Source organism: Streptomyces viridosporus (assembly GCF_002078235.1).
Lineage (GTDB): Bacteria > Actinomycetota > Actinomycetes > Streptomycetales > Streptomycetaceae > Streptomyces > Streptomyces viridosporus.
In genome coordinates, this window is sequence record NZ_MSGP01000066.1 from 1 (window position 1) to 19,797 (window position 19,797).

General features: G+C 70.3%; 18 protein-coding genes and 1 pseudogene. 9 read left to right on the top strand and 10 right to left on the bottom strand.

From position 1 onward, the window contains the following. Window positions 1-55: 55 nt before the first annotated feature. Both B7L92_RS04780 and B7L92_RS04785 read right to left on the bottom strand, forming a co-directional pair. Complete coding sequence (locus tag B7L92_RS04780) at window positions 56-2,224, bottom strand: MMPL family transporter (protein WP_081236228.1); 2,169 nt, start codon at window positions 2,222-2,224, stop codon at window positions 56-58. A gap of 25 nt (window positions 2,225-2,249) precedes the next feature. Continuing rightward, a complete protein-coding gene (locus tag B7L92_RS04785; RefSeq protein WP_004992911.1) occupies window positions 2,250-2,798 on the bottom strand; it encodes a TetR/AcrR family transcriptional regulator in 549 nt (182 codons plus the stop codon). A 1,733-nt stretch (window positions 2,799-4,531) separates the two neighbouring features. Between B7L92_RS04785 and B7L92_RS04795 the strand changes: the two genes are divergently transcribed. The 6 genes from B7L92_RS04795 to B7L92_RS04820 all read left to right on the top strand — a co-directional run bounded on the left by B7L92_RS04795 (window position 4,532) and on the right by B7L92_RS04820 (window position 9,141). Then, window positions 4,532-4,834, top strand: coding sequence for an urease subunit gamma (locus B7L92_RS04795; protein WP_081236240.1), 303 nt, complete (start codon window positions 4,532-4,534; stop codon window positions 4,832-4,834). A 13-nt stretch (window positions 4,835-4,847) separates the two neighbouring features. After that, window positions 4,848-5,159, top strand: coding sequence for an urease subunit beta (locus B7L92_RS04800; RefSeq protein WP_016827941.1), 312 nt, complete (start codon window positions 4,848-4,850; stop codon window positions 5,157-5,159). After that, on the top strand, window positions 5,152-6,873 hold the full coding sequence (locus B7L92_RS04805; protein WP_081236229.1) for an urease subunit alpha: 1,722 nt from the start codon (window positions 5,152-5,154) through the stop codon (window positions 6,871-6,873). The genes B7L92_RS04800 and B7L92_RS04805 overlap by 8 nt, the downstream gene beginning before the upstream one ends. A 7-nt stretch (window positions 6,874-6,880) precedes the next feature. Continuing rightward, window positions 6,881-7,555 (top strand): urease accessory protein UreF, encoded by a 675-nt coding sequence (locus tag B7L92_RS04810; protein WP_081236230.1) that lies wholly within the window; start codon window positions 6,881-6,883, stop codon window positions 7,553-7,555. A gap of 147 nt (window positions 7,556-7,702) precedes the next feature. Continuing rightward, window positions 7,703-8,380 (top strand): urease accessory protein UreG, encoded by a 678-nt coding sequence (gene ureG / locus B7L92_RS04815; protein ID WP_081236231.1) that lies wholly within the window; start codon window positions 7,703-7,705, stop codon window positions 8,378-8,380. Continuing rightward, entirely contained in the window at window positions 8,377-9,141 is a 765-nt protein-coding gene (locus B7L92_RS04820) for an urease accessory protein UreD (protein ID WP_081236241.1), read from the top strand. Before ureG ends, B7L92_RS04820 begins: the two co-directional genes overlap by 4 nt. A gap of 221 nt (window positions 9,142-9,362) precedes the next feature. On the opposite strand, the gene B7L92_RS41530 is transcribed toward B7L92_RS04820, so the two are convergent. Then, window positions 9,363-9,575 (bottom strand): hypothetical protein, encoded by a 213-nt coding sequence (locus B7L92_RS41530; RefSeq protein WP_218030426.1) that lies wholly within the window; start codon window positions 9,573-9,575, stop codon window positions 9,363-9,365. Between the two features lie 57 nt (window positions 9,576-9,632). On the opposite strand from B7L92_RS41530, the gene B7L92_RS41535 reads away from it, so the two are divergent. Beyond that, window positions 9,633-9,827 carry a YciI family protein gene (locus tag B7L92_RS41535; protein WP_218030427.1) on the top strand — a complete coding sequence of 65 codons (195 nt, stop codon included), beginning with the start codon at window positions 9,633-9,635 and terminating at the stop codon, window positions 9,825-9,827. A 144-nt stretch (window positions 9,828-9,971) separates the two neighbouring features. Here the strand turns inward: B7L92_RS41535 and B7L92_RS04830 are convergent, their stop codons facing one another. Further along, a complete protein-coding gene (locus tag B7L92_RS04830; RefSeq protein WP_255310757.1) occupies window positions 9,972-10,547 on the bottom strand; it encodes a hypothetical protein in 576 nt (191 codons plus the stop codon). Between the two features lie 919 nt (window positions 10,548-11,466). On the opposite strand from B7L92_RS04830, the gene B7L92_RS04835 reads away from it, so the two are divergent. Next, window positions 11,467-12,618 (top strand): serine/threonine-protein kinase, encoded by a 1,152-nt coding sequence (locus B7L92_RS04835; RefSeq protein WP_255310758.1) that lies wholly within the window; start codon window positions 11,467-11,469, stop codon window positions 12,616-12,618. Between the two features lie 333 nt (window positions 12,619-12,951). On the opposite strand, the gene B7L92_RS04845 is transcribed toward B7L92_RS04835, so the two are convergent. The 6 genes from B7L92_RS04845 to B7L92_RS04870 all read right to left on the bottom strand — a co-directional run bounded on the left by B7L92_RS04845 (window position 12,952) and on the right by B7L92_RS04870 (window position 19,298). Continuing rightward, a complete protein-coding gene (locus B7L92_RS04845) occupies window positions 12,952-13,926 on the bottom strand; it encodes a polyprenyl synthetase family protein (protein WP_081236235.1) in 975 nt (324 codons plus the stop codon). 18 nt (window positions 13,927-13,944) lie between these two features. Then, window positions 13,945-14,859, bottom strand: coding sequence for a phytoene/squalene synthase family protein (locus B7L92_RS04850; protein ID WP_255310756.1), 915 nt, complete (start codon window positions 14,857-14,859; stop codon window positions 13,945-13,947). 93 nt (window positions 14,860-14,952) lie between these two features. After that, window positions 14,953-15,795, bottom strand: coding sequence for an ABC transporter permease (locus B7L92_RS04855; protein ID WP_081236237.1), 843 nt, complete (start codon window positions 15,793-15,795; stop codon window positions 14,953-14,955). After that, window positions 15,792-16,397 carry an ABC transporter ATP-binding protein gene (locus tag B7L92_RS04860; protein ID WP_107501375.1) on the bottom strand — a complete coding sequence of 202 codons (606 nt, stop codon included), beginning with the start codon at window positions 16,395-16,397 and terminating at the stop codon, window positions 15,792-15,794. Before B7L92_RS04860 ends, B7L92_RS04855 begins: the two co-directional genes overlap by 4 nt. A 521-nt stretch (window positions 16,398-16,918) precedes the next feature. Further along, entirely contained in the window at window positions 16,919-18,487 is a 1,569-nt protein-coding gene (locus B7L92_RS04865; RefSeq protein WP_081236238.1) for a family 10 glycosylhydrolase, read from the bottom strand. A 70-nt stretch (window positions 18,488-18,557) separates the two neighbouring features. Then, window positions 18,558-19,298: a peptidoglycan recognition protein family protein gene (locus B7L92_RS04870; RefSeq protein ID WP_081236239.1), complete on the bottom strand. Its 741-nt coding sequence runs from the start codon at window positions 19,296-19,298 to the stop codon at window positions 18,558-18,560. A 310-nt stretch (window positions 19,299-19,608) separates the two neighbouring features. Between B7L92_RS04870 and B7L92_RS40175 the strand changes: the two are divergent. Then, window positions 19,609-19,797 (top strand): annotated as a pseudogene (locus B7L92_RS40175) (hypothetical protein); the annotation flags it as partial.

Below are 19,797 nucleotides of genomic sequence, written 5' to 3' on the forward strand. Positions count from 1 at the left end.
GCACTCGGCCGGTCCGGACCGGCCGAGTGCTGTCCGGACCGGCCGAGTGCGCGGGTCAGACCGAGACGGGGGTCTCGTCGCGCGTCTCCGCGGCCAGCTGCCGGTTCAGCTTCTCGCCCTCGATGTCGAGGTCGGGCAGGGCCTTGTCGACGGGCTTGGGCAGCCACCAGGCGGCACGGCCGAGCAGCGACATCACCGCCGGGACCAGCGCCATACGGACGACGAAGGCGTCGATGACCACACCGACGGCGAGGGCGAACCCGATGGACTTGATGATCGGGTCGTCCATCAGGACGAAGCCCCCGAACACGGACGTCATGATGAGCGCGGCGGCCGTGACGACGCGGGCGTTGTGGCCCATGCCGCTGACCATGGCCGCCTGCGGGTCGGCGCCGTGGACGAAGTCCTCGCGCATGCGGGAGACGAGGAAGACCTCGTAGTCCATGGCGAGGCCGAACAGGATGCCGATGAGCAGGATCGGCAGGAAGCTCACCAGCGGGCCGGGGGTGTCGACGCCCACCAGGCCGGCGAGGTGACCCTCCTGGAAGATGGCGACGGTGATGCCGAAGGTCGCACCCACGGTGAGCAGGAAGCCCAGGGCCGCCTTCAGCGGCACCAGGATCGACCGGAAGACCAGCATGAGCAGCAGGATGGACAGGCCCACCACCAGGAGCAGGTACACCGGCAGGGCGTCGGCGAGCTTCTTCGAGACGTCGATGCCCAGGGCGGTCGCGCCGGTGAGGGCGATGTCGGCGCCCTCGATGTCCGCGACCCGGTCGCGGATGTCGTGGACGGCGTCCTCGGTGGCGGCGGCGGTCGGACCGGCCTCGGGGATGATGGCCAGCAGGGCGGTGGTGCCCTGCTCGTTCAGCTGCGGCGGGGCCACGGCCAGGATGCCGTCGGTGGCCTGGATGAGGGCGGTGGCCTTCTCGGCGGCCGCCCCGGTGGACTGCGCGTCCTCACCGTTGACGACGGCGATGAGACGGCCGTTGAAGCCCTCGCCGAAGCCCTCGGACGTCAGGTCGTACGCCTCACGTGCGGGAGAGCCCTTGGCGGCGGTGCCCGCGTCCGGCAGGGCTATGCGCATGTCCTGGGCCGGGAGGGTGAGCGCGCCCAGCCCGAGGATGCCGGCGACCAGGAGCGGGACGCGCAGCTTGGTGACGAGCCGGCCCCAGGTGAAGCCGAAGCCCTCGGCGCTGGTGCCGTCCTCGGCGGTGTGCCCGCCGGTGTGGCGCTGCTTGCGCGGCAGGACCTTCTTGCCGGCGAAGGAGAGGAAGGCCGGCAGCAGGGTGAGGGCGACCAGCACGGCGACGGCGACGGTGCCCGCCGCGGCCAGGCCCATCACGCTCAGGAAGGGGATGCCGACGACGGAGAGGCCGGCCAGGGCGATGACGACGGTGGCACCGGCGAAGACGACGGCGGAGCCGGCGGTGCCGGTCGCGCGACCGGCGGCCTCCTCGGGCTGGAGGCCCTCGGCGAGGTACTGGCGGTAGCGGGAGGTGATGAAGAGCGAGTAGTCGATGCCGACGGCCAGGCCCAGCATCAGCGCCAGGATGGGGGCGGTGGAGGTCAGTTCGATGACACTGGTCAGGGAGAAGAGTCCGGCCATGCCGACCGCGACGCCGATCAGCGCGTTCAGCAGGGTCATGCCGGCGGCGACCAGTGAGCCGAAGGTGATGACCAGGACCACCGCGGCGACCAGGACGCCGAGCGCCTCGGTGGAGCCGACCTCCACCTCACCGCCCATGACCTCGCCACCGTGCTCGATCCGCAGGCCCTCGACGTCGGCGCCGACGGCCTCGTAGGCCGACTTCTGCTCGTCGGTGACCTCGTCGGCGCCCTTGTCGAACTGCACCTGGATCAGGGCGTAGCGGCCGTCCTGGGAGACGGAGCCGGTTTGGAACGGGTCCATGGCGGCGGTGACGCCGTCGATCTGGGAGGCTTCCTTCACCACGGGTGCCACCGCGGCGGGGTCCAGCTTCCCGCCCTCGGGTGCGGCGACGACGATGGTGCCGGTGGCTCCGCCGGCCTGCGGGAACTGCCGGTCGAGGTCGTCCAGCGCCCGCTGGGACTCGGTGCCCGGCATGGAGAATTTGTCACTGGTCGGGCCCATCAGGGTGGCGGCTCCGACACCCAGCAGGATCAGCAGGAGCAGCCAGACCGCGGCTATTCGGCCTCTTCTGCGGAAGGAGAACCGCCCGAGCCGGTACAGCAAGGTCGCCATGGAGGAGGGGTCTTTCCGTTAGGGGTCAACTGGGTGTGTGGTCAAGCGCCCGCAGCGCACTGCGGATCATTTCGGCGCGCAGCACCTCGTCCGGCGCCACCTCGTCATCGGTGGCACTGGTGATGAAGACGGCGCCCAGCACCATCCACGCCGCCACCCGGGCCGGCGGGTGCTGCGAGCGGCCGGCCAGCGCGTCCAGCAGCCCGTCTGCCAACTCCATGACGTTGAGGTCCTGGTGGCAGGACATCTCGGTGATGTCCTCGAAGAGAAGCCGGATCTCGCGGCGGAACCGCAGCGTCAGGTCGACGTATCCGACGACGGTCTCCTCCACCAGCCGGCCGCCCTCCAGCCCGGCCACGCGGTCGAGCAGCGTGGCCAGGGCGTCCTGAGCCGGGGTCAGCAGCTCGGTGAGGATCTTTTCCTTGCCGGCGAAGTGGTAGAGGAGTGACGCCTTCGAGCAGCCCACGTCGGAGGCGATGTCCTGCAACGAGGTGCCGCGGAAGCCGTGCACGGCGAACAGTCGCAGTGCCGACTCCAGGATCTGACCGCGCAGGGCGGAGGCGGAGCGTGCCATGCCTCCACGATAACTGTCCGATCGGTCAGGACTGACCGATCGGACAGTGTGTGGCTGTGGCCTGCGTCACTCTTCCTGCCCGGGGCTTGTACGGGGCGCACGCGACCGGCTCCGTCGGCTCGCAGGCGGAAAACACCGGCACTCGAAGAGCACGGCACTGCGGGGCACCTCGCCGCGTCAGCCGTGGAAGCGGTCGGTGACGCCGTCCGGCAGCAGCACGCAAGGAGCGACGAGGTCGCGGGCCGGATCGCCCGCGCGGGGGTCACTGAACCCGGTCACAGCGCCGAAGGGCCGGGATCGGTGAAAACGCCGGCCGGATGCAGGTCACCGGGGAGCCACCGTGCCGGACCCTGTGCTGCTCGAGAAGTCATCGCTCCATGCGCCTGCCCGGACCGGCGGCGAGATTCCACGACCGTTGCCCGACCCCCTCCCGGGCCGGGCAGGCGGTGACTTCCGGTGATGCGCAGGCACCCCGTGTCGAGCACGGCGTCGAGGTGGAAGAAGCCCGCCGCGACGATGCTCCCGGCCCGGGCGGTCAGGGAGTCGGGCCGGACCGGGGCGACGCGGCGCCGGGCCGGTGCCCGCGGCGTTGAGGATCCCCCAGGCCGTCGAGGCGGCGATCCGATCCCCGAGCCGGGCCAACTCCCCCTTGGATCCATCGGTGTCCCACCGCGGATCCTCCCGGGCCGGACGCAAAACGAGCGCCTTGACCGCCGCTGGGCAGGTGGGTGCCCGGTGCACTCCCCCACCTGACGGCGACGAACCTGCGATGCCGGGTGAGCAGGGTGGCGAGGGTGCCTGGGAAGGCCTCCCGCCGACGTCGCCGGGGCACCAACACGGACGGGACGGCGAACCAGAACCGGCCGACCCGTAGCGGACCGACCCGCCGGCCGCCGACGCAGAACCACGCTCTCGTACCGCAACACGAACAGCCCCGCGTCCTTGGCGGGTTCACCGCGCAGCAACACCGACAAGACGGACAGCAACCCCCGGGCCACCCTGTCCGACAAGAACCCGATCACACGGGCATGCCCCCAGTAGTCGAACCGCATCCCTCCCACCTGCGACGACGACTCTCCGAGCGACACAGGCCGGGCTGGACCTGCGCCGGATGCCGCGCGGTGCGGCCGACGGGGCGCAAGCCCGCCGACCCTGCCGCCTCCTTGCTCGCCACCGCGACCAGGGACCGGTGAGACACGCTGCGCGCCGGCGCGGTCCGGTCGCCGGCACAAGGGCTCCGCCCAGAAGAGAAACTGCCCCGGCGCCCGTTGGGGCGTGTGTCAGCATCGTTCCCGCGCTGAAACGGAGAAACTCGCAGAGGCCGGCTCCCAAATGCCGGATCACCGAGGCGAATCAGAGGGCCAGCGCCTCCTACGAAGGCTTCGCCTCGTCACCGACCGCTTCTTTGCGATCGCCCAAGCCGTTCTCGTCCTCCACCATGCCTCGGCGTGGGGCCGGTTGGAAAAACCTCACTGCTTCCGGTGTCGTCGGCCCCGGCCACTGCCATCGAGACATCACGAAAGAACGCCGAGCGAACCGGTCCTCGAAGAATCACAACCGGGCGACGTAATTCAGCCATCCTAATACCAGGAAGCCGCTTCCATCCAATTGCGGTTTCCGCACACCTCCATGTGCGCTGACCTGCATTCCTGTGTGTTACATCTAGAAGCAGCGCGGCAACCGCGACCGCCGGACCATTCGATCCGGCGTGATCTTTCTGTGAGGTGGAACGCGTGCAACTGACCCCGCACGAGCAGGAGAAGCTGCTCATCCATGTAGCTGCGGACGTGGCTGAAAAACGCCGTGCACGAGGTGTGAAGCTCAACCATCCCGAGGTCGTCGCCCTGATCACCTCGCACGTCCTCGAAGGCGCCCGCGACGGTCGCACCGTCAGCGAGTTGACGGCCTCCGGAAGGCAACTCCTCCGCCGCGACGAGGTCATGGAGGGCATACCCGAGATGCTCCGCGACGTGCAGGTCGAAGCCACTTTCCCGGACGGCACCAAGCTGGTCACCGTCCACGAGCCGATCACGTGAGGGGGCAGGAGTGATGGTTCCCGGAGAGATCCTGTTCGCCGACGAGCCCGTCGCCTTCAACGAGGGGTTCGAGACCAGCACGCTGACCGTGCTCAACACCGCCGACCGGCCCGTCCAGGTCGGTTCCCACTACCACTTCGCCGAGGCCAACCCCGCCCTCGACTTCGACCGGGTCACCGCCCGCGGCCGTCGGCTCAACATCGCCGCCGGCACCGCCGTCCGGTTCGAACCCGGCATCCCGGTGGACGTGGAGCTTGTCCCCCTCGCGGGCGCTCGCGTCGTCGTGGGCCTGCGCGGCGCGATCGGAGGTGCCCTCGATGCCTGAACTGTCCCGCGTCGCGTACGCCGACCTCTTCGGTCCGACCACGGGTGACCGCATCCGTCTCGCCGACACCGACCTGCTCGTCGAGATCGAGGAGGACCGCTGCGGCGGTCCCGGCCGCTCCGGCGACGAGTCCGTCTTCGGCGGGGGCAAGGTGCTGCGCGAGTCCATGGGCCAGTCGCGCGCCACCCGCGCCGAGGGCGCACCGGACACCGTGATCACCGGTGTCGTGATCATCGACCACTGGGGCATCGTCAAGGCCGACATCGGTGTCCGCGACGGCCGGATCACCGGCATCGGCAAGTCCGGCAACCCCGACACCATGGACGGCGTCCACCCCGATCTCGTCATCGGCCCCGAGACCGAGATCATCGCGGGCAACGGCAAGATCGTCACGGCGGGCGGCATCGACACTCATGTCCACTTCATCGCGCCTACCGTCGTCGACGAGGCACTCGCCAGTGGCGTCACCACGCTCATCGGCGGCGGCACGGGCCCGGCCGAGGGCAGCAAGGCGACCACCGTCACCCCGGGTGCCTGGCACCTGGCGTGGATGTTCGGCGCCCTGGAGTCGAGCCCCGTCAACATCGGCTTCCTCGGCAAGGGCAGCACCATGTCGAAGGAGTCCATGCGCGACCAACTGCGCGCCGGGGTCCTCGGCTTCAAGGTCCACGAGGACTGGGGTGCGACCCCTGCGGTGATCTCCGCCTGTCTCGACGTGTGCGACGAGTCCGGCGCCCAACTGGCCATCCACGCCGACTCCCTGAACGAGGCCGGGTTCGTCGACGACACGTTCGGCGCCGTGGCCGGACGCACGCTGCACGCCTTCCACGTGGAGGGCGCCGGTGGCGGTCACGCACCTGACATGATCACGGCGGTTTCGCTGCCGAACATCCTGCCCGCGTCCACCAACCCGACCCGGCCGCACACCGTCAACACCGTCGAGGAGCACCTCGACATGCTGATGGTCTGCCACCATCTGAACCCCGCGGTCCCCGAGGACCTGGCCTTCGCCGAGTCCCGCATCCGCCCCAGCACCATCGCGGCCGAGGACATCCTGCACGACATGGGAGCCATCTCCATCATGTCGTCGGACGCCCAGGCCATGGGCCGTATGGGAGAAGTGGTCCTGCGGACCTGGCAGACCGCGCACGTGATGAAGCGGCGCCGGGGCTTCCTGCCCGGTGACACCCAGGCCGACAACCTGCGTGCCCGTCGCTATGTCGCCAAATACACCATCAACCCCGCGGTGGCCCAGGGCATCGACCACGAGGTCGGCTCGGTGGAGACCGGCAAGCTCGCCGACCTGGTGCTCTGGGACCCCCGGTTCTTCGGTGTTCGGCCGCAGATGGTGATCAAGGGCGGTCAGATCGCGTACGCGCAGGTCGGTGACCCGAACGGCTCCATACCCACGCCGCAGCCGATCCTGCCGCGCCCGATGTACGGCACGCTGGGCACCGCCCCCGCCTCCAACTCGTTCAATTTCGTGGCGGAGGCGGCCGTCGAAGCCGGGCTGCCGGAACGCCTCGGCCTCGGGAAGACGTTCGTGCCCATCCGGTCGACCCGTGGCCTGACCAAGGCCGACATGCGGCAGAACGACGCCCTGCCGCGCGTCGAGGTCGCCGCGGACTCCTTCGCGGTCACCATCGACGGGGAACTCGTCGAACCCGCGCCGGCCACCGAACTACCGCTCGCCCAGCGGTACTTCCTGTTCTGAGTGCGCCATGAGTCGCGCAGCACTCCTCGTCCTGGCGGACGGCCGCTTCCCCGCTGGAGGGCACGCCCACTCCGGCGGGGCGGAGGCCGCCGTCAAGGCGGGACGCATCACCGATGCGGTGAGCCTGGAGCAGTTCTGCCGCGGGCGACTGCACACGAGCGGCGCCGTGGCGGCGTCTTTGGCGGCCGCTGCGGCACTCGGCGTCGATCCTCGCGAGCTGGACCGGGCCGCGGACGCCCGCACCCCGTCCCCCGCGTTGCGCCTGGTGGCCAGGAGACTGGGACGGCAGCTGGTGCGGGCCGCCCGTGCCACCTGGCCCCACCCCGAACTGGACGAGCTGGCCCACCAGTTCCCCAAGGGCGCCCATCAGCCCGTCGCCCTCGGCACGGCCGCCCGCGCGGCCGGGCTGGGGCCACAGGACGCGGCGTACTGTTCCCTCTACGAGGGCGTGAGCGGACCGGCGACGGCCGTCGTGCGGCTGCTCGGGCTCGACCCGTTCGACGCCACCGCGGTGCTCGCCCGGCTCGCGCCCGCCCTGGACCGTGCGGCCCAGGACGCCGTGGAGGCAGGACAGCGGGCTCTGAGCGACGGACCCGAGGCCCTGCCGGCCCGGTCCGCTCCCCTGCTCGAGATCGGGGCCGAGGCACACGCCAAATGGCCCGTACGGCTGTTCGCGTCGTAGTCCACGCGACGGCCCACCTTCCCGCGCCCGGGGCATCCCGGGCGCGTCACACCCCCGGGGGCTCGCCCCGGCGTGCCGGACGGCCGGACCGATCCGCCGATCCCCGTGCCGCAGGAGCAGGTCCCCAGCACACAGCGGAGGTACATCATGAGTCTCGGCCACCACCACGACGGCCCCGCCGCCGTCCCCGCCGACGCCCACCGCCCGGACGGCACCCGCCGCGCCCTGCGCATCGGCCTCGGCGGTCCCGTCGGCTCCGGGAAGACCGCGACGGTCGCCGCGCTCTGCCGCGCCCTGCGGGAGGAGCTGTCGCTCGCCGTCGTCACCAACGACATCTACACGCGGGAGGACGCCGCGTTCCTGTTGCGCGAGGCCGTGCTGCCGCCGGAGCGGATCACCGCCGTGGAGACGGGCGCGTGCCCGCACACCGCGATCCGGGACGACATCTCCGCCAACCTCGAAGCGGTCGAAGACCTGGAGGACGAGGTCGGGCCGTTGGATCTGATCCTGGTGGAGTCCGGCGGGGACAACCTCACCGCCACCTTCTCCAAGGGCCTCGTCGACGCGCAGATCTTCGTCATCGACGTGGCGGGCGGGGACGACATCCCGCGCAAGGGCGGACCGGGTGTCACCACCGCCGACCTGCTGGTCGTCAACAAGACCGACCTCGCCCCTCACGTCGGCTCCGACCTGGCCCGTATGGAGGCCGACGCCAAGGCCAACCGCGGGGAACTGCCCGTCGTCCTCCAGTCGCTGCGCGGCGAGCGCGGTGTACGGGACGTCGCCGACTGGGTGCGCGAGCGGCTCGCCGCGTGGACGGCATGACGACGTCGGCGGCCGGGGTGCGGGCACGGGTGAGCATCGTCGCCCGTGGCGACGGACGGGGCGGCACGGTGCTGCCCGACCTCGAGGGCGAGGGGCCCCTGGCGATACGGCGGACCCGGGGCCTCGGGGCCGAGGCCCGGGTCATGCTGGTCGGCGCGATGAGCGGGCCCCTCGGCGGCGACCACTTCACGGTGTCGGCCCGGGCCGCGCGGGGCGCCCGGCTCCGGGTCGGCTCGGCCGGCGCCACCCTCGCCCTGCCGGGTCAGGACCGGGCGGAGGCCCGCTACGACGTCCGGCTCACCGTCGACGACGACGCCGAACTGCTCTGGTTGCCCGAGCCGTTGATCTCCGTGCGGGGCAGTGATCTGTCGGTCACCACCCGCGTCGACCTGGCGGCGACGGCGCGGCTCGTGCTGCGCGAGGAGCAGGTGCTCGGGCGGTCCGGCGAGGAGCCGGGACGGCTGACCAGCCGTCTCACCGTATGGATCGCGGGTGACTGCGTCCTCGACCAGGAGCTGGCCTGCGGGCCCGGCGCGGTGGAGGGCTGGGACGGTCCCGCAGGGCTGGCGGGACACCGCGCCGTCGGGCAAGTCCTGCTGATACGCCCGGAGTTCGCGACCGACCCGCCGACCGCCCGTTCGTGGGAGGAGGGCGCGGCCGTCATGCCGCTCGCCGGGCCCGCCGCGCTGGTGACGGCGGTGGCACCGGACGCACTCCGCCTGCGCCGACTGCTTGACACGGCGCTGGCGTCCCTGGAATGAGGTGGTGCAGGTGCCGAATATCCCGTGCGCGTTGACGGGCTGTGTGTCGGTGTTCGTGGATCACTCCGCCGAGGCGGTCGTGACGGCTGCTGTCGAGGAGGGTGATCTACAGGGGGCCAGTGATCGGTTCGGGGGGCGCGACGATGCGGCGGCGTGGAGTGAGCGGTGGGTGCGGTGCTCGTCGCAGTACCACTCGCACTCGTGAGGACCCGGCGCAGGTGCTACTCGTTCGAGGGGAGGGTGCGGTCGAAGGGTTCGGCGCGGAGTGGGTGCGTCCGCCGTTCCGTGATCGAGTTCATGTACGGCATGCGGACGCCGGTGGGCGTGGTCTCGATCCCGGCTGCGCAAAGGGTCTCGTCGATGAGGGCGAGGCACTTGGCGTCCCGGTCGCGGACCAGGTAGCGGATCGCGGCTCCGGCGCCCTCCCTATCCATGAGCAGATTCCTGATCGCTCGGGTGAAGCCCTGCCCGACCCAGCGACCACGCGGACCGTGAGCGTGCGCAACGGCACCACGCACGTGGCCGACGGGCCGATGGCGCAGGCACAGGAGCAGCTGGCCGGGTGGTTCATCCTGGAGTGCGCCAACCAGGCACGAGCCGAACAGATCGCCGCCCGTCTGCCGGACGCCCCGTTCGGCTTCGTCGAAGTACGGCCGCTGTTCAGCGACTCCGGCGAGAATATGTGACACGGCTGAGGGACGCCGGCCACGCAAGCGGGCGCGGTCGGCGTCCCTCGGCTAAACCCGTCCCCGCCAAGAAACCGCAATGCGTCACCCTGACAAGCCGGAGTCAGGAACGGGGATGCGACGTCGCTCACGCTCGTCGGCCGGTCAGCGCTCCAAGTCCCCGCGCATCTCCACGAAGAGCTCTCCCGCATCGGCGAGCGTGCTGTCCTCGAAGAGCGCGACGGCCGCCGTGCCCTCGTCGGCCCACCCGCAGATGACGTTGCCTTCCTCGCTCAGCGAGGCGAGCAGGCACTCCACCGAGCCGCCGAGCGGTCCGGGCTCTACCGGCTGCGCCTGGGGTTGCCCCAGCTCCGGATCCCACTGGATGTACTCGATCATGCCCCGGAACAGGTGCTCACGGCGTTTGCTGGTGTCCTCGGGTACGTGGTCGACGCCCTCGAACAGCACCGGCGCACCCTGCCCGTCCGGGTCCCCGTAGTTGCCGATGACCAGTGTCATGCCGTCCCGCATCTCACCCGGGTCGACCGGGGCGTCCGTCAGGGCTTGGTCTCCCGTCAATTTGTTCAGACCGCCCGCTCGGGGAGCGTCCACCAGGGTGCGCGGGCCGCTTCGCTCCGCCGAAGGAGCCGGCGACGCGGACCCGGAGACCTGCCCGCTCGGGGAGGCGGCGGGGTCGGGAAGACCCGTGTCGTCTTCCCGGCAGCCGCTGGCTGTCAGCATCGTCAACACCGCCACGGTCGTCAGGCCCGCTCTTGCCGCAGATGCACGCTGCATGGAAACCCCCGCTGTTGCTTCACCCATGGTGTCCCCCGCCGCTCCGAGCGGCGGCCATGACCAGTGACGAGCCGTTCCGGCCGGATGGTTCCCGCCCTCCGGACACGAGGACCTGCTGCAGGCGGGCAACGCCTGAGGGCACTGTCGCGTTGCCCGACAGTGAGGGTGGTCTTCTGGTTGGTCAGCCAGCGCTGACAACGCCGTCGGCGGACCAGAAGTGCGACGCTGCTGCCGCGGTCGGTGGCGAGGCTGCCGAGCCGTCACCGGAGAACGGCTGGCCAGTCAGATATACCCGCCGGGCGACAGCGTCACCTTGCGGATGTCTCGAAAACCGAACGCCTCCAGCAACTGGCCGCCCCTCCCCATATCCGCGCTTGTGGCTGGGCATCGCCGCAAGGTCGGCGCCCACAGTGCCACCTGAACTGCTTGGGCAACGAGATCACGGCAAACCCTGAAGGGACCCTTGGCACGGCCCCGACCGGCATCGAGTGGTGCACCTACATCTGTACTTGGCGGGGCGTTCAGAGAAGTACGCCGACACCCGGGGCAGCAGCACGTCCGGCCCGATCCCCTTCCGGCCTGCACGGTGAACGTCCCGGCGGACGCAGTCGGGCCCTTCACCCATGGGCAAGGGTGGACAGCGTCCGGGCCAGAGTAGCGGCGGACGAGAGCGGCCCGTTCCTCGTCGCGCTGTCCGGGGACGAGGCGTCCGGTGCTGCGCCACTGGTGGGCGAGCCCTCTCGCGTCAACGAGCCCTCCGGGAGAATTGGCCGACTTCGCGTGCAGATGAGTGACTTGTGCCATGATCGGACCTGTGGGGGACACATGAGGGTCCGGAACGCCACTGGCCGGTGGGCGCTACCGGATCGATGCGAAGCTCGGCAGGGGCGGCATGGCTGTTGTCTTCCGGGCCTATGACACGAAGTTGGCTCGGACGGTCGCGCTCAAGGCGATGCTACCCGGCCTGTCGGTCGACGACGGATATCCGGCCCGGTTTCGGCGTGAGGCGCAGGCCATGGCCGCAATCAGCCATCCTCATGTGGTGGCGGTCCACGACATGGGGGACGAGCCGGTCCCGTACATCGTGATGGAACTCGTCAACGGCCGCAGCCTTGCCGATCTGCTGCGCGAACGACGCGCTCTGCCGGTGGCGCAGGCTCTCGATCTCGCCTCGCAGGTGCTGGCCGGGCTCGCCGTGGCCCACGCGCACGGGCTGGTCCACCGCGACATCAAGCCGGGGAACGTACTGCTGGCGGCGAACGGGACGGCGAAGGTGGCGGACTTCGGCATCGTCCGGGCCGCCAGAGGGGCCGGGACGGCCCTCACGCGATCCGGCCGGCTGATCGGCACCCCGCACTACATGTCACCGGAGCAGGTCCTGGGCCGCTCCGACATCGACGGCCGATCCGATCTCTACTCAGTCGGTGTGAGGCTGTTCCAGATGCTCGCCGGGCGACTCCCCTTCGAGGCCGACTCCAGTTATGCGATCGGCTACCTGCACCTCACCGCTCCACCGCCCACCCTCGCCTCCCTGGGCATCGCGACAGACCCAGCGGTGGAGGCCGTACTGGCCCGCGCCCTGGCGAAGGAGCCCGCCCTGCGCTACCCGGACGCGGAATCCATGCGCGCGGCGCTGCAACAACCCACGCCCATGACACGGACGCAACGGTCCCCCTTCGCCCCGCCACGACCACCTCAGCCCCCGCCGGCCGCAGTCCCCCGCAGCGCTCTGTCCCGCGCCCGCCGACTACTCCTCGCCCAAGCAGGCTGCCTGCTCGTATGGATGCTGGGAGCCCAGACGGATGCGGGCTGGCTGGCGGTGCCCGGGGCCCTCGGGTCCTTCGCCGCCGGGCTGCCGGGACTGTGGATGTCGTGCTCGGCCGCGCTCCGGTGTCGCAGGCCACCGAGCACGGCCGTCAAGATCCAGACGACTGCCGGAATGATTCTTCACGGAGGAGTGCTGCTTTTCCTCCTGGCGGCCCTTGTGATGGTGCTGGCGGCCCCGAACGGGCTGTGAGCCGCCGGCTCGTCAGGACATCCAGACCGCGTTCTTTGCGGCCTCGCCCAGCGGATGCCCTTATCCATGCGGGTGCGGGCGTGTTCCCCGCGTTCGGCGGCCAGGACGTGGCGGGCGTGGGCCTCGCCCACGATCAGGACGTGGGCGAGCATCTCGCGCCGGATGCCGTCGACGATCCTCCCGCAGCGGGCGTTCACCCGAGGAGCCTGCGGGGCACTCGAGATCACCTCCAGTCCCTCGGCCACGAAGACCGCGGCGAACTCCGCACCGCACGTGCCGTCGCGGTCACGCACCAGAAACCGCAGCGCCGAGCCGTGGCCGGCAGGCGCTTTGTCAGCGCTGGCGGTCGGCTGCTGATGTGGCCAGTTCGGCGAGCCGGGTGGAGTCCGGCAGGCCGGTGAGTTCGGCGCGTGCCTGTTCGGCGCAGGAGGAGGCCATCCGGGCCGCCTTGGTGAGCGCGTTGGTTCGTGTCAGCACGGCGAGGATGTCCCGGTGTGCGGTGACGGGGTCGGTGCCGCCGCGGAATACGGTGGTCAGACGGTTGCGGTCGGCTTCGTCGGCGGCTTCGTAGGCGAGCAGGACGGGCAGGGTGGGTTGGAGGTTGGCGATGTCGCTGGTGGCCGTCTTGCCGGTGATCCGGTCCTCGGCGGTGTAGGGGAGCAGGTCGTCACGGATCTGGAAGGCCATGCCGAGCTGTTCTCCGTACTGGCGCAGGGCCTGGTGCTGCTGCGGGGTTGCTCCGGCCAGGATCGCCCCGGCCTGGCAGGCGGCGCCGGTCAGCGCGGCGGTCTTGGCTTGCATGACGTTCAGGACGGTCGGCACTCCGCAGGTCAGGTCGCCGCGGATCTCGGTTTCGCGCATGAGGCCCCGGCACATGTGGCGCAAGGCCTCGACGGTGACCCGTACGGCGTGCAACACGCGCTCGGCGGGGCCGGAGCTGAGCAGGGCCGCGATTCCGGCCATCGACAGTCCGTCGCCTGCCACCAGGGCTTCGGCGAGACCGTACTGCTCGGCGGTGGAGGCCCGCCCGCGGCGTACCGGGTCCTGGTCGACGATGTCGTCGTGGACGAGACTGGCGACGTGCAGGCATTCGATGCCGGCCGCGAAAGCCAGCACCTGGTCGGCGGTGCCGCCGACCATTTTGGCCGACTCCATGCACAGGATGGGGCGCAGGAGCTTGCCCGGCGGGAACAGCGCGTCCAGGCAGGCCAGCTCCAGCATGCTGTCGCCGCTGCCCACCCAGCGCAGCAGCTCGGCCTCCAGCAGCGGGATGTATGTGTCACCGGTGGGGGGCACAGCAAGAGACATGGCGCGTCCTTTCACAGGTCAGCAGGGGATCACAGCGCGCATGCGGGGCCGCCACACATTGAGCAGCGTGCCCAGGGGCGGCTGTACCGGTCGGTGGAGGACGTCCTGGCCTGCGGCCAGCACCGCAGCGATGATCAAGGCCAGATATTCACGGTTGGCCTGCCGGAGGGCACCCGCGGGACCGCGGTCCGCTTCCGCGGCCTTGTGCAGTTGCTCGGTGACACGCTCGGCCTCGAACGCGATGAGGTCGGCCATGGCCGGTGTCCAGCGTTTGGCCTTGATGTCCTCGGCGTGCACGTTGAACCGGTCGAGGTCCTCCAGCGGCAGGTAGAGGCGCCCGTCGTCGAGGTCTTCCGACAGGTCGCGCAGCGCATCCGTCAACTGCGCGGACACGGAGAACTCGCGTACCAGCAGCTCGTCCGCGGGCCCGGCCGCCACGCCCGTCACCCGGTGGACCATGGCCATCGGGCCGCCGGTCATCTGCATGCACCACCGGCGCAGTTCCGCGAAGGTGGCGAAGTCACGGAAGTCGAGGTCCCGCTGCATCGCGCTGAACATGTCCTCAATTACCGACAGCGGCATACCGAAAGTCCGATAGGTGTGGACCGTGGCGTGCAGGACGGGGTCGTGGGAGCCGCCGGCGGCGAAGGCTGCCCAGGTGGCCTCGACGAATTCGGTGAAGCGGCGCTGACGGTTTTCAACCGGGCCGCTGTCGACGTAGAGATCGGCGCGGCACCCGTGCGCGAGCAGTGCCGCGGTGTGGGGCCGGGCCGCTGCGTGAGCGCTGCGCAGGCCGTGCCAGCGGGCGGTCCCTCCGTCGGCGCCGGCCAGCTCTCGCACACACACCGTGTAGCAGTGCCGAAGGACGGGATCGGTGATGCCCGCCGCGTCCAGCCATCGCCTTACCAGCATCTGTGAACTCTTTCCGCTCAACCGGCTGCCTTCCGGGGCCGGGGCTTCGCTCTGCGATCAGGGCGCAACCGTCCCCTGGAGGACGCCTTGTGAGCCGTCGCATCGGGACAGTTGTCAGCGGGGCGTCGACGTGGCCCGGGCCGGGCGCGCAGATCGCCGGTGCCTGGGTGGCCGGGGCAGGCGGAAGGGCGGCCTTGTGGTCAGGGCGTCTTTGGTACGGCGGTGGAAGGCGAGCAGGCCCAGGAGTGCGGCGCCGGTGAACCACAGGATCTGCACGGCCAGGTCGCCGGGCAGGGGTGTGTGGGTGAAGCCGGCGGCGGTGGCGGCCTGCATGGTGCCGTAGGTGGGCAGGAGTTGCACGGCCGCGCTTTTGGTGCCGCCGCTGGCCAGGGGGCTTTGCAAGCCGACATCGACGAGGCTGGTCATGACCAGGGCGAACATGCCCTCCACCTCCCGGCGCAGCAGGGAGCCGAAGACGACGCCGAGCGCCCCGTAGGTCATGGCTCCGCAGAACAGGGCCGCGGCGAGCTGCACGGGCTGGCGCGGGCTCCAGGCCGTGCAGATCACCGCGGTGGCATAGGCGGCGATGGTGCCGGCGGCCAGGGTCAAAGAGGTGGTCTTGGCCAGGACGAGATGGATGCGGGGGTAGCCGGCCATGGCCAGGCGGCGGTCGAAGCGTCCGCCGTTGAACGTGACGGCGAACATCATGAACCCGGTGATCAGGGTGACGGCGTTGATGGCACCGGTGATCTGCGTGATCTGGTTGCCGGCCGGTGCCAGGAGCCGGCCGGTCGCACGCAGCCTGAAGGTCACAGGACTGCTGGGGATGACGGCGTGGGCCAGGCTGACCCAGGAAGGGATGAACAGGGCGACCAGGACCATGGCGAGCCTGTTGCGTGCGTGCTCGACCAGGTCGAAGCGGGCTGCCGTGACGAAGAGATGCAGGTGTCGCCTCACGCCGGCACCGCCGTTGCGGGGTGCAGGACGCCGCCCTGAAGCCGCCACAACTCGTCCAGGCGCTCGGCGTCATAAGCCAGGTGCGAGACGACAAGGACTGAGCGGCCCGCGTCACGCAATCGTACCGCCAAGTCCCAGAAGCGCTGGTAGGTGTCCCAGTCGAAACCCTGGTAGGGCTCGTCCAGCAGCAGCACCTGCGGGTCATGCATCAGCGCCAGGGTCAGGTTCAGCTTCTGACGGGTACCGCCACTGAGCAGGCCGGCACGCTCATCGGCGTGCTCCGTCAACCGCAGCGCCTCCATGGTCTCCCCGGCGTGTCGCAGATCCGGCAGCCCGCGTGCGACGCGGAAGAACTCCAGGTGCTGACGCACGGTCAGAGCGTCATTGACCACCACGTCCTGTGGGCAGTAGCCGAAACGACCTCCGTGACGGACCGTGCCACGTTGCGGGCGCAGCTCGCCGGACAAGATCTTCAACAGCGTGGACTTGCCCGCACCGTTCTCCCCGACGATCCCGGCCAGCACACCAGGCCGCAGATCGAGCTCTACGCCCCGCAGAACCTCACGACGACCGTACGCGTGACGCACATCCCTGACCTCCACCGCACCCCCGGGCCCGTAGACCGTGCCACGCACTCGCTGTTGACCACTCGCCGTCACGGCAAGGCTAGGCATCACATATGGTCAAAAGCACGGCAACAACCGCTGGTTAGCCCGCACGAGTGAAGTCCGCGTCGTAAACGCGGCCGAGCCGCCTGGACGGTCTTCTCTGAAGCGGTGAGGGCGGCGAGCCGTCCTGGACTACACGGTCCCGGGCGAGACCAAGCCCGAGTGTCCCGGCGACAGAAGATCCAGACCGCCCTGCTGCTCGGATCCCCGATCAAGCGCACCCCTGTTCCCCATGACCAAAGAGGTAGGGACGCCCCCGGCGGCCCACCACCCCGGCAGCCGCAGACCGCTGCGCGCCCGGGTCCTCGGTGGCCTCGGCAACGGGTACGGACATGCCGCCTGACCTGTGGTGATGACGTTTCGAGCGGCACAGGCTGCGATCCGCCCGCCCTGACCCCGGCCGACCGCGCGCGACCGGCCGGCCGACAGCTTTCCCGGGGACCGGGAGCACTTCGTCACGGTACGGTGAGGAACGGCGTGAACTCCGCTTTCGCGATGGCGCCCTTCCTCACCCTCACCACGGTCGCCGGAGCGCCGATCACGCCCTTCGGCAGGGACAGGGTGAGCAGATACACACCCGGTTCCACATGGGCGAAGCCGAACCAACCCGAGCCGTCGCTGAGCCGGACGGTCTTCTCACCGCCGCCGGTGAGCGGGGCGAGCGTCACCGGCACCTGGTCCATCGGGCCGCCGCCCCGGAACACGAGCCTGCCCGTGACATGCCCGTCCTGAGGCGCCGTCTTCCACGGCATGCCGGGCACCGCCGCCTCGTCCTTGAACGGCGCGTCCTCGCCCTGCGTCAACGCCTTCGCCAGCTTGGCCCGCTCGACCGCCAAGCCGTTGGCCGCCACATCCTTGCTGGGACTGGCGTACGAGTAGCCGCTCCAGCCGGCCGCGGTATTGCCTGCCGCGCTGGGCCGCAGCGCCTCCCTGATCTGGCTGAGCGAGTCCGCGACGCCGTTCAAGTACAACGCGGGTGCGTTGACCGCCTGCCGCTCGCCCTGGTGATCGGCCAGGAACTCGGACCACTCGGAGAACATCAGCGCCTGGTCCGGGTCCCAGTCGCGCTTGTAGTTCATGGTCACGGCAGTGTCCATGATTCCCTCGTCCAGCCATCCCGCCCAGTCCTGCAGGACCTCGGCGTACGTACGTGTGGCCTGCCAGCCGCCGACCGCCTGCGGCCCGTGCCCGTAGGTGATGGCGTCCATCGACAAGCGGGCCTGCGGGGCGACTTCCCAGACGCCGAGGTAGATCTTGCGCACCAGATGGGTGACCTGGCTGCGCCGCCAGTCGCTCCAGGCCGTGTCGGACGGAAGAGGTACGTCCGTACGGCCCGTCGCCTGTTGGAAGCGGGCGACGGACACGTCGTTGTAACCCCAGTCGCTGTGGGTGGTGGTGGAGCTGCCGTCCGGGTAGCGGACATAGTCGAGGTTGACGCCGTCCACGTCGTAGTTGCGGACAATGCTCTGGACGCCGCGGACGATGTAGTCGACGGCCGCGGGATGGCCGGGGTCGACATAGGCGTTGGCGCCCACCAGTTCCTGGCCGTCGGCCTTCTTGTTGAGCCAGCGGTCGGCGCCGGTGGCGCCCGGGCCGTGCTGGTTGAAGACGTGGTCCGGGGAGCGGGGCGGGGTGGTGCTGTTCCACATGGTGTTGACGTTGACCCAGGCGTGCACCTGCAGTCCGGCCGCGTGCCCCTGCCGGACCACTTCCTCCAGCGGATCGTAGGGCTCCGGGGCGATCGCGGCGTCGGTGCGCGGGTACAGGGCGTTGTTGCAGAAGCAGTCGTAACGCCGGGCCGCCTGAACGATCAGAGCGTTGGCGTTGACGTCCAACGCGTCTTCGACCAGGGCCGCGACCTGCGCGGGGGTGTAGATGCCCGGGTTGAACGCGTCCACCCAGTAGCTGCGCCACTGGGCCGGTGCCGCCGCGTCGTCGTCGGCGTGGGCGGGCGGCGCGGTGACCGCTCCGAAGAGCAGGCCGAGGCCCGCCGCCAGGGTGGTGAGTACGCGAGGCAAACGCATGTGACGGGTCCCCCTGTGGAGTTCATCGGCTACGGGCGTACGTCGCGGGAAATGGTGGGCCCGGCTGGTTCTAGGCGAACGTGGCACCCCAGGTGGCCGGTCCGACGATGCCGTCCACGCTCAGGCCCTTGCGCGACTGGAAACCGCGGCAGGCGGAGTCGGAGCCCGGTCCGTACCGGCCGTCCACGGCGAGGGAGTAACCGTGCGCGCTGTTCATCCGGTACTGCCAGGTCGCCACGCTGGCGTGCTCGAAGGTCGGCGGCTGGCGGAAGCTGACTCCGGGATAGGGCAAGGGCCCGCCGCCGGGGTTGACCTCGCCGCTGAGTACCCGGGAGTACAGGTTGCCCGGGCAGGCGGTCGCGTGGTGGTCCCGGTGGCCGGTGATGGCCTGCGCGGCGCCGCCCGACACCCGCAGGCGGTTGATCCCGTGGCGGACGGCGTCGATGAGCCCGGCAGTGATGGTGTCGTAGTTGCTGCTGGAGCCGCCGGTCAGCGCACAGACCGCGTACCAGTCGTCGTTGCCCTGCGTGGTGCCCTGGGCGGCGGTGCGGACGTTCTCACCGCGGCCCTGGAAGAGGTAGCCGTGGACGCAGGCGAGGTGGCTGTAGGCGATGTCCGACCAGCCGTTGGAGTCCATGTGGAAGTTCTGGATGCCCCGTACCTGGGCGGCGCAGTCAGCGTGATGGGCCTTGGCCACTTTCACGGCGTCGACGTGATGGACGACCACGCCGCCCTGTGCCGGGGTGATGTTGTTGCTGACGCTCTTGGGCGCCCTGGCGCCCCACTGGGAGCGGGTGACAAACGTGGCCATCAGCTCGGCCCTCCTCGGCCCAGGGCACAGTTGACGGTGGCGTTCAATGGCTCGGTGTGGGCGCTGCGCGCTGCTTCAGGACCCTGGACGGCGCCGGGATGGCGGGCGTGCGTGACGACGGGAAGTTCACGGCTTCCCGGCGGGAGGGGGGTGGCGGCACGCGCGGGTCCGGAACATATGGCGGGCAGTGCGAGCGCACCGGCGGCTGCCGCCAGCAGCGTCGCGCGGCGAGACGGGCCATGAGTCAACGGTTCTCCAAGGTGTGGGGCGGTGGGAGCGATTGTCGAATCTTTGACAGGTTCCCGTCAAGATGACTGCAGTCGTCTCATTGCGCCTGGTTCACCTGGACGTACATGGCGGCCACTTGACGCCATCGATGCAGGAGGAGGCTCTTGCATCGATGGCCTCCGATGATCGCCCGGCCGATGTCGAGTTCACCGATCCGCAAGCCGTGCGGGCATTGGCGCATCCGGTGCGGGCATTGGCGCATCCGGTGCGG

What these genes read in the sequence shown, in the direction of transcription:
- B7L92_RS04780 (WP_081236228.1), bottom strand. Translation starts at nt 2,224, where the DNA reads ATGGCGACCTTGCTGTACCGGCTCGGGCGGTTCTCCTTCCGCAGAAGA.
- ureG (WP_081236231.1), top strand. Translation starts at nt 7,703, where the DNA reads ATGAGTCTCGGCCACCACCACGACGGCCCCGCCGCCGTCCCCGCCGAC.
- B7L92_RS04810 (WP_081236230.1), top strand. Translation starts at nt 6,881, where the DNA reads ATGAGTCGCGCAGCACTCCTCGTCCTGGCGGACGGCCGCTTCCCCGCT.
- B7L92_RS04865 (WP_081236238.1), bottom strand. Translation starts at nt 18,487, where the DNA reads ATGCGTTTGCCTCGCGTACTCACCACCCTGGCGGCGGGCCTCGGCCTG.
- B7L92_RS04845 (WP_081236235.1), bottom strand. Translation starts at nt 13,926, where the DNA reads ATGTCTCTTGCTGTGCCCCCCACCGGTGACACATACATCCCGCTGCTG.
- B7L92_RS41530 (WP_218030426.1), bottom strand. Translation starts at nt 9,575, where the DNA reads ATGGATAGGGAGGGCGCCGGAGCCGCGATCCGCTACCTGGTCCGCGAC.
- B7L92_RS04830 (WP_255310757.1), bottom strand. Translation starts at nt 10,547, where the DNA reads ATGCTGACAGCCAGCGGCTGCCGGGAAGACGACACGGGTCTTCCCGAC.
- B7L92_RS04800 (WP_016827941.1), top strand. Translation starts at nt 4,848, where the DNA reads ATGGTTCCCGGAGAGATCCTGTTCGCCGACGAGCCCGTCGCCTTCAAC.
- B7L92_RS04805 (WP_081236229.1), top strand. Translation starts at nt 5,152, where the DNA reads ATGCCTGAACTGTCCCGCGTCGCGTACGCCGACCTCTTCGGTCCGACC.
- B7L92_RS04785 (WP_004992911.1), bottom strand. Translation starts at nt 2,798, where the DNA reads ATGGCACGCTCCGCCTCCGCCCTGCGCGGTCAGATCCTGGAGTCGGCA.
- B7L92_RS04820 (WP_081236241.1), top strand. Translation starts at nt 8,377, where the DNA reads ATGACGACGTCGGCGGCCGGGGTGCGGGCACGGGTGAGCATCGTCGCC.
- B7L92_RS04870 (WP_081236239.1), bottom strand. Translation starts at nt 19,298, where the DNA reads ATGGCCACGTTTGTCACCCGCTCCCAGTGGGGCGCCAGGGCGCCCAAG.